The sequence below is a fragment of the Zoogloea sp. genome (assembly GCF_017302315.1).
Taxonomy (GTDB): domain Bacteria; phylum Pseudomonadota; class Gammaproteobacteria; order Burkholderiales; family Rhodocyclaceae; genus Zoogloea.
Window position 1 is genome coordinate 37587 of the sequence record NZ_JAFLDT010000026.1, and the last position, 8016, is coordinate 45602.

The window sequence follows — 8016 nt, forward strand, 5'->3', positions numbered from 1 at the left end:
GGACAGGAGACACGTAGCAAAACGTGTGCCTCCCGGAAAAATCCCTTCGTGAGGTCGTCGGAAAAACCTTTAGTCTAACACAGCCCCTGAATCCGCTCGCAGCCCCCGCGCCGGCGCTTGGCTTCCAGCCCCGAGGTGTGAAAAACTGCTTGTGCGGAGGTGGAACTCCCCTCGCGTTTTGGATATCAGATGGGTTGAAATGAGGGTGCTCCCGTTTCATCTGATAGCTGCACCTGAAAAGGGAGTTCTAAAGCATTCAGGGATTGAGCCGTTTTCTACACGGAAGAGCGATGGCGAGCCCGGCGCCTGGCCCGGGCATGTGCCCCAGGAGACATGAGATGAGTATCTTCACCAGCTTCCAGGCCCGTTTCGAGTCTGCCCGGGAAGAGGAAATGTCGGTCCAGGAATACCTGGAACTCTGCAAGACCGATCCCATGGCCTACGCAACGTCAGCAGAGCGCATGCTGCAGGCCATCGGCGAACCGGAACTGGTCGACACCCGACTGGATCCGCGTCTGTCGCGCATCTTCTCCAACAAGATGATCAAGATCTATCCCGCCTTCCGTGACTTCTACGGAATGGAGGAGTCAATCGAGCACATCGTGTCGTATTTCCGACATGCAGCGCAGGGTCTGGAGGAAAAGAAACAAATCCTCTACCTCCTGGGTCCGGTCGGCGGCGGCAAGAGCTCTCTTGCAGAAAAGCTCAAGACGCTGGTCGAAAAGATCCCCTTCTACGCAATCAAGGGATCCCCGGTGCACGAGTCACCTCTCGGCTTGTTCAGCCCTGAAGAGGATGGCGCCATTCTCGAGGACGACTACGGAATCCCCCGGCGTTACCTCAACACCATCATGAGCCCGTGGGCGGTCAAACGCCTGCATGAATTCAACGGCGATGTGACCCGTTTCCGGGTGGTCAAGCTGCGCCCCTCGGTACTGCGCCAGATCGCCGTGGCCAAGACCGAACCGGGCGACGAAAACAATCAGGACATCTCTTCCCTGGTCGGCAAGATCGACATCCGGATGCTCGAGCAATTCTCCCAGGATGACCCGGACGCCTACTCCTACTCCGGCGGCCTGTGCCTGGCCAACCGGGGGCTGCTCGAATTCGTCGAGATGTTCAAGGCGCCCATCAAGGTCTTGCACCCCCTCCTTACCGCCACCCAGGAAGGCAACTACAAGGGCACGGAAGGTTTCGGTGCAATTCCGTTTGATGGCATCGTGATGGCCCACTCCAATGAGTCCGAATGGGTGGCCTTCCGCAACAACCGCAACAACGAGGCCTTCCTCGACCGGATCTACACCGTCAAGGTGCCCTACTGCCTGCGCGTTTCCGACGAGATCCGCATCTACGACAAGCTCCTCGCCCACAGCTCCCTGTCCCAGGCACCCTGCGCCCCCGACACCCTGCGCATGACGGCCCAGTTTGCCGTGCTGTCCCGGGTCAAGGAGCCTGAGAACTCGAGTCTCTTCTCCAAGATGCGTGTCTATGACGGCGAGAACCTGAAGGACACCGACCCCAAGGCCAAGAGCTATCAGGAGTACCGCGATTACGCCGGCGTCGATGAAGGCATGACCGGTCTGTCCACCCGCTTTGCCTTCAAGGTGCTATCCAAGGTCTTCAACTTCGACCACCGAGAAGTGGCCGCCAACCCCGTGCACCTGATGTATGTGCTGGAACAACAGATCGCCCAGGAGCAGTACCCGCCCGAGCACGAAGCCAAGTACCTCGCCTTCATCAAGGAGTTCCTCGCCCCCCGCTACGCCGAGTTCATCGGCAAGGAGATCCAGACGGCCTACCTGGAGAGTTACAGCGAGTACGGGCAGAACATCTTCGACCGCTACGTCACCTATGCGGACTTCTGGATCCAGGACCAGGAATACCGGGATCAGAACACCGGCGAGATCCTCGACCGCAATGCCCTCAACGACGAACTCGAAAAGATCGAGAAGCCGGCCGGAATCAGCAATCCCAAGGATTTCCGCAACGAGGTGGTCAACTTCGTGCTGCGCGCCCGCGCCAAGAATGCGGGCAAGAACCCGAGCTGGACGAGTTACGAAAAGCTGCGTGCGGTGATCGAGAAAAAGATGTTCTCCAACACCGAAGATCTGCTGCCGGTCATCAGCTTCAATGCCAAGGCCAGCGGCGACGACCAGAAGAAGCACCAGAACTTCGTCAACCGCATGATCGAGAAGGGCTACACCGAGAAGCAGGTCCGCCTGCTGTGCGAATGGTACTTGCGCGTCCGCAAGTCATCGTGAAGCCCCACCGGCTCGCCCGCCCGTTGGCGGGCTGCCTACGTAGCTGATTCGGGAGGCTCGAATGGTACGTATCATCGACCGCCGGTTCGACAGCAAGAACAAGAGTGCTGTGAACCGGCAGCGATTCATGCGCCGCTTCAAGGGCCAGATCCGCGAGGCCGTGGCAGACGCCATTGCCGGTCGCTCCATCAAGGATCTGGACAATGGCGAAAGTGTCTCCATTCCCTCGAAGGACTTGTCCGAACCCCAGTTCCATCACGGCCGGGGCGGCATCTGGGAAACCGTGTTCACCGGCAATGACCAGTTTTCCTCCGGCGACCAGATCAACCGCCCGCAAGGCGGCGGGGGTGGCGGATCCGGCAAGGGCAAGGCCAGCAAGGACGGCGAGGGGGAAGACGATTTTGTCTTCAACCTCTCCCGCGAGGAGTTCCTGGACGTATTCTTCGACGATCTGGCGCTCCCCAATCTGGTCAAGACCCAGCTTGCCCGCATTCAGGAATACAAGAACCAGCGTGCCGGCTTCACCAACGACGGCACGCCAGCAAACATCAACGTGGTGCGCTCCCTGCGCGGCGCGCTGGGGCGTCGTCTGGCCCTTGCCTCCCCCTATCAGGGGCGCCTGCGGGAGCTGCAAAAGCAGATCGCCGAACTGCTCGAAACCCACCCGGAAGACGACCCGGAGATCATCCGTCTCAAGGATGAGATCGGCATCCTGCGGGCCAAGATCGAAGCCATCCCCTTCATTGACAGCTTCGACCTGCGCTACAACAACCGGATCAAGATCCCCAAGCCGACGACCCAGGCAGTGATGTTCTGCATCATGGACGTGTCTGGCTCCATGGATGAGGGCAAGAAGGCCACCGCCAAACGCTTCTTCATGCTTCTGTATCTTTTCCTCACCCGTACCTACGAACACATCGAGGTGGTCTTCATCCGCCATCACACCGTCGCCAAGGAAGTGAACGAGGAAGATTTCTTCCACTCCCGGGAGTCCGGCGGCACCGTCGTTTCCAGCGCCATTGAGCTGATGAAGGAGATCCTGCACCAGCGTTACCTCAATGGCGCCTGGAACGTCTACGGCGCCCAGGCCTCCGACGGCGACAACTGGGAGAACGATTCACCCCACTGCCGCGAACTGCTTTCCACCGCAATCCTGCCCTTCCTCCAGTATTTCGCCTATATCGAGATCACCCCGGGCGAGCCCCAGAACCTTTGGCGCGAATACGAAAAGCTGGTGGGCGCCCACGCCAACTTCGCCATGCAGCACATTGAAGGCCTGCCGGACATCTACCCGGTATTCCGCGAACTCTTCAAAAAGAAACTCGCATGAGCGCCAAAAGACAGAAGCGCAAGCAGCCCCTTCCGGCTCCGGGCGAATGGACCTTCGAACTCATCGAGGCCTACCACGCCGAGATCGACCGGGTGGCGCGCGACTACGGGCTGGACACCTATCCCAACCAGATCGAGCTGATCACGTCCGAGCAGATGATGGACGCGTACTCGTCCGTGGGCATGCCGGTGAATTACCACCACTGGTCCTTCGGCAAGAGCTTCCTGCAGACCGAAAAAGGCTACCGGCGCGGGCAGATGGGCCTGGCCTACGAGATCGTCATCAACTCCAACCCCTGCATCGCCTACCTCATGGAAGAAAACACCATGACGATGCAGGCCCTGGTGATTGCCCATGCCGCCTACGGTCACAACAGCTTCTTCAAGGGCAACTACCTTTTCCGGCAATGGACCAACGCCGACGCCATCGTTGACTACCTGCTCTTCGCCCGCAATTACCTCAGCGAGTGTGAGGAGCGCTACGGCGAGGAAGAAGTGGAACTCCTCCTCGACTCCTGTCATGCCCTGATGAATGTGGGGGTCGATCGCTACAAGCGCCCTGCCAAGCTGTCCCTGACCAAGGAGCTCACCCGGCAGCGCGAAAGGGCCGAATACCTTCAGAGCCAGGTCAACGACTTGTGGCGCACCCTGCCCACCCAGCAGATCAAGACCCAGGCCGTCGAAACCCGGCGCTTTCCACCCGAGCCCCAGGAGAACCTGCTCTACTTCATCGAGAAGAACGCGCCGCTCCTCGAGCCCTGGCAACGGGAAGTCGTGCGCATCGTGCGCAAGATCGGCCAGTACTTCTTTCCGCAGCGGCAGACCCAGGTGATGAACGAAGGCTGGGCCACCTACTGGCACTACACGCTCATCAACACCCTTTTTGACGAAGGCCTGCTCACCGACAGCTTCATGATGGAGTTTCTCCACTCCCATACCAATGTCGTCTATCAGCCGGCCTACAACGAGCCCTGGTATCGGGGCCTCAACCCCTACGCCCTCGGTTTTGCCATGTGGCAGGACATCCAGCGCATCTGCGAGCACCCCACCGACGAAGACCGCTACTGGTTCCCGGACATCGCCGGCAGCAACTGGCGAGAAACCTTCGATTTCGCCATGCGCAACTTCAAGGATGAGAGCTTCATCGCCCAGTTCCTGTCACCGAAGGTCATGCGTGATTTCCGCCTGTTCGCAATTCTGGATGACGACCATGAAGGCAAACTCAAGGTCTCGGCCATCCACGACGAAGCGGGCTACCGCAAGGTGCGCGAGATCCTCTCCGACAACTACAACCTTGGCAGCCGCGAACCCAACCTGCAGGTCTGGAACGTGGACCTGCGTGGCGACCGCTCCCTCACCCTGCGTCACCAGGCCTACCTGCGCCGCCCCCTGAGCGACGCCGCCGACGAGGTCATCAAGCACGTCGCACGCCTGTGGGGTTTTGCCGTAAAGATGGAAGTCGCCCACGAGGATGGACGTATCGAAGTCCTGTATGAACGCCACCAGGACAGGCGCAAGACAGACAAGAACTGACTAAGGCTGAAAAGCGCCCGGCACCGTGATCCGCCTCCCAGTGCCGGGCAGCGTCCGGGTTCCGACGCGCGGGGTGTATTCCCGAGATGGAACAAGCGTCCACCCACGAAACCCTTCAGGCCCTGCAGGCTTCACCCTCCAGGGCTTCCCCGCCACCGGGCGAAAACCTCGTGCCTCAAGCTCCGCCCGCGTGCCCACTCCAACCACCTGCAGATTTCCCTCGCCCTCCACCGCGGCCGTCTCGCCCGAGGTATCAGGCAGGCTACGCCGGAACACCGCATCCGGGCAGAAGCTGCCGAAACAGCCCCCCACCAGCAGGTTGTTCACCGCCACCACCTTCACCCGCTCGGGCGACCACACGGCCACAAACTCACCGCCGTCCGGCACGTCATCCACCAGCGTATTGCTGGCGAGGACCAGCACATTGTCGTCATGCTGCAAACCCTCCGCGCCGAAGGAGATCATGCGCCGGTTTTCGGTACCCACTGACTGTCTGACCAGGTTGCCGATCAGGAAGACCTGTCCGCCATCGGGAAAGTCCATCTCGTAGCTGGCCTGCCCTTCAGCCTCGTCGGTGAGGCGGTTGTATTCGATCAGATTCACCCGGGCCCGGCTCTTCAGCAGATGTCCGACCCGGCCATGGTGGAAGTAGCTGCCTCGCACCTCCAACCGGCTCATCCGTCCCGCGTAGAGCAGATGGCTGATCCGTGGCGTCACCAGGACGCCGTGGGAAAACTCGGAGTCTTCCACCACCAGGCTCAGCGAGAGCTTGTTCGCACTCAGGATGCCCATCTCATTGTCGCGAAACACGCAGTTGCGCACCGTCAGTGCGCCCTCCTCATGGCGAATCCCCGAACCATTGCGATTGGGCCCCCGCGCGCCCTCGAAAGCGATGTTTTCCACCACCACTTCATCGCCGCGCATCACCCAGATTCCCTTCCCCTCCGCGACACGTCCTGCCGCCACAAGGCGCGGCCGACCGCCCACACCACGGATGGTCAAGCGCTTCTGAGGCCACACAGCCACGTCGTCCACGTAGGTCGCTGCGACGATCTCCACGCTGTCACCATCCCGGGCCAGCGCAGCCGCCTCGGCAACCGACCGCAGCGCTTCGTCTGGCCCGACCCGCCAGGTGTCGGCCGCCACCCCGAGGGGAAGGAGCCCGATCAAGACCAGCCCCAAACATCCCGGAAAACGCCAACGTTCACCCATGCATCCCCCGTTTCGGCCATCAATCGGCCCGTGCCGATTAGAATACTGAAATGTCCCAACCCGATTTCCACCAGATTCTGGGGATCCCCCCCAGTGCCAGCGCGGCCGAGATCAAGCGCGCCTTCAAGCGGCTGGCCATGCGCTGGCACCCTGACCGCAACGCCGATCCCCAGGCCCACGAGCAATTCCGCCTTGCACGGGAGGCCTTCGAGCATCTCACCGGGCTGCGGGAAACCGATCCCCCGGCGGACGCTGAGGATAAGCCCCCGGCTCGGCGTCCGAAGGGCGATGACCACCGCCTTGATGTGGAACTGGATCTCAAGGAAGCCGCGTTTGGTGGCATCGTAACGGTTACCCTGGAGGGGCGCGCGACTTGTACGACCTGCGAGGGTAGTGGACGACGCAGCTACGGCCGGACGACCATGTGCGGTGCCTGCCACGGCAGCGGACGCGTCCGCAGCGAAGGTGGCCTCGTATCCTGTCCGTCCTGCATGGGCAAGGGGTACTTCACCGACAACCGTTGCCCCGACTGTGAAGGCCGTGGCTGGAATCCACAGGACCGGCAACTCGCGGTCAGCATTCCTCCCGCGATGATGCCTGGCGAGGAACTCCGTGTTGCCGGTCAGGGTGGCCCCGCGCCCGAAGACGGGGAGCCGGGCGACCTCTACCTCGTCCTGCACACCCGGCCCCATCCTCTCTTTCGCCTCGAAGGTCGGGACATCCACGTGGACTTGCCGGTCAGCATCTTCCGGGTGCTTGCCGGTGGCGTGGTGGATGTTCCCACCCTGAGCGGTGTCCAGGAAGCCCTGCTGCCGGAATCCTCCACCGCCGGTGAGATCCGGCTGCCCGGTGCGGGCTTCCCTGCCCGCGGCCGCCGCCACGCCGGAGATCTTGTTGCTCACCTCCAGGTGCACTACCCCCGTTTCCTGAGCAAGGAACAAAAAGCCCTGCTCGACATGGCCGACCAGGTTCTCCATCAACAACTGGATGACCAAAGCCCCGCCCTGGCCCGCTGGCGCGACACGCTCAAACAGAATCGCTGACATTGCGATCAGCCGACAAGTTTTGCCAGCCCCTTCACCCCCATCAGCATCCGATTCATGCCCCTCAAGACCCCAGAACTCCTCGCACCGGCCGGATCCCTGGCCATGCTCGACACCGCTTTCGCTTTCGGCGCAACGGCCATCTATGCCGGTCAGCCGCGCTATTCCCTGCGCGTCCGCAACAACGACTTCGGCGACCTGCCGGTCCTCGCCGACGGCATCAACCGGGCCCGGGCGCTGGGCAAACACTTCTACGTGGTTGCCAACATCTATCCCCACGGCGCCAAGATCAAAACCTTCATCAAGGATATCGCCCCGGTCATCGCCCTCAAGCCCGACGCCCTGATCATGTCCGATCCAGGGCTCATCCTGATGGTCCGCGAGAACTTCCCGGAGATGCCCATCCACCTCTCGGTACAGGCCAACACGGTGAATGCTGCAGCGGTGCGTTTCTGGAAGTCCGCCGGCATCTCCCGAGTGATCCTGTCCCGGGAGCTATCCCTCGATGAAATTGCCAGCATCCGCCAGGACTGCCCCGATACCGAACTGGAAGTCTTCATCCACGGAGCCCTGTGCATTGCCTACTCGGGCCGCTGCCTGCTTTCCGGCTACTTCAACCACCGGGACCCCAACCAGGG

Annotated in this window: 6 protein-coding genes; 5 read left to right on the top strand and 1 reads right to left on the bottom strand. The window is 61.4% G+C overall.

Translation table 11 applies throughout. From position 1 onward, the window contains the following. The first annotated feature begins 338 nt into the window (after positions 1 to 338). From J0L98_RS10030 to J0L98_RS10040, 3 genes are all read left to right on the top strand, one after another. A complete protein-coding gene (locus J0L98_RS10030; RefSeq protein WP_296411614.1) occupies positions 339 to 2261 on the top strand; it encodes a PrkA family serine protein kinase in 1923 nt (640 codons plus the stop codon). A 61-nt stretch (positions 2262 to 2322) separates the two neighbouring features. Further along, positions 2323 to 3591 carry a YeaH/YhbH family protein gene (locus tag J0L98_RS10035; protein WP_296411617.1) on the top strand — a complete coding sequence of 423 codons (1269 nt, stop codon included), beginning with the start codon at positions 2323 to 2325 and terminating at the stop codon, positions 3589 to 3591. Next, positions 3588 to 5123, top strand: a complete 1536-nt coding sequence (locus J0L98_RS10040; RefSeq protein WP_296411619.1) for a SpoVR family protein — start codon at positions 3588 to 3590, stop codon at positions 5121 to 5123. The genes J0L98_RS10035 and J0L98_RS10040 overlap by 4 nt, the downstream gene beginning before the upstream one ends. Here J0L98_RS10040 and J0L98_RS10045 read toward each other — a convergent pair whose 3' ends face one another. Then, on the bottom strand, positions 5124 to 6293 hold the full coding sequence (locus tag J0L98_RS10045; protein ID WP_296411620.1) for a hypothetical protein: 1170 nt from the start codon (positions 6291 to 6293) through the stop codon (positions 5124 to 5126). A gap of 92 nt (positions 6294 to 6385) precedes the next feature. Between J0L98_RS10045 and J0L98_RS10050 the strand changes: the two genes are divergently transcribed. Beyond that, positions 6386 to 7378 carry a DnaJ C-terminal domain-containing protein gene (locus tag J0L98_RS10050; protein WP_296411622.1) on the top strand — a complete coding sequence of 331 codons (993 nt, stop codon included), beginning with the start codon at positions 6386 to 6388 and terminating at the stop codon, positions 7376 to 7378. Between the two features lie 57 nt (positions 7379 to 7435). Further along, a partial coding sequence (locus tag J0L98_RS10055; protein WP_296411624.1) for a U32 family peptidase occupies positions 7436 to 8016 on the top strand: 581 nt, incomplete at its 3' end.

Bases quoted from the DNA above. Each gene is read 5' to 3' on its own strand.
- J0L98_RS10040 (WP_296411619.1), top strand. From the start codon at position 3,588: ATGAGCGCCAAAAGACAGAAGCGCAAGCAGCCCCTTCCGGCTCCGGGC.
- J0L98_RS10035 (WP_296411617.1), top strand. From the start codon at position 2,323: ATGGTACGTATCATCGACCGCCGGTTCGACAGCAAGAACAAGAGTGCT.
- J0L98_RS10030 (WP_296411614.1), top strand. From the start codon at position 339: ATGAGTATCTTCACCAGCTTCCAGGCCCGTTTCGAGTCTGCCCGGGAA.
- J0L98_RS10050 (WP_296411622.1), top strand. From the start codon at position 6,386: ATGTCCCAACCCGATTTCCACCAGATTCTGGGGATCCCCCCCAGTGCC.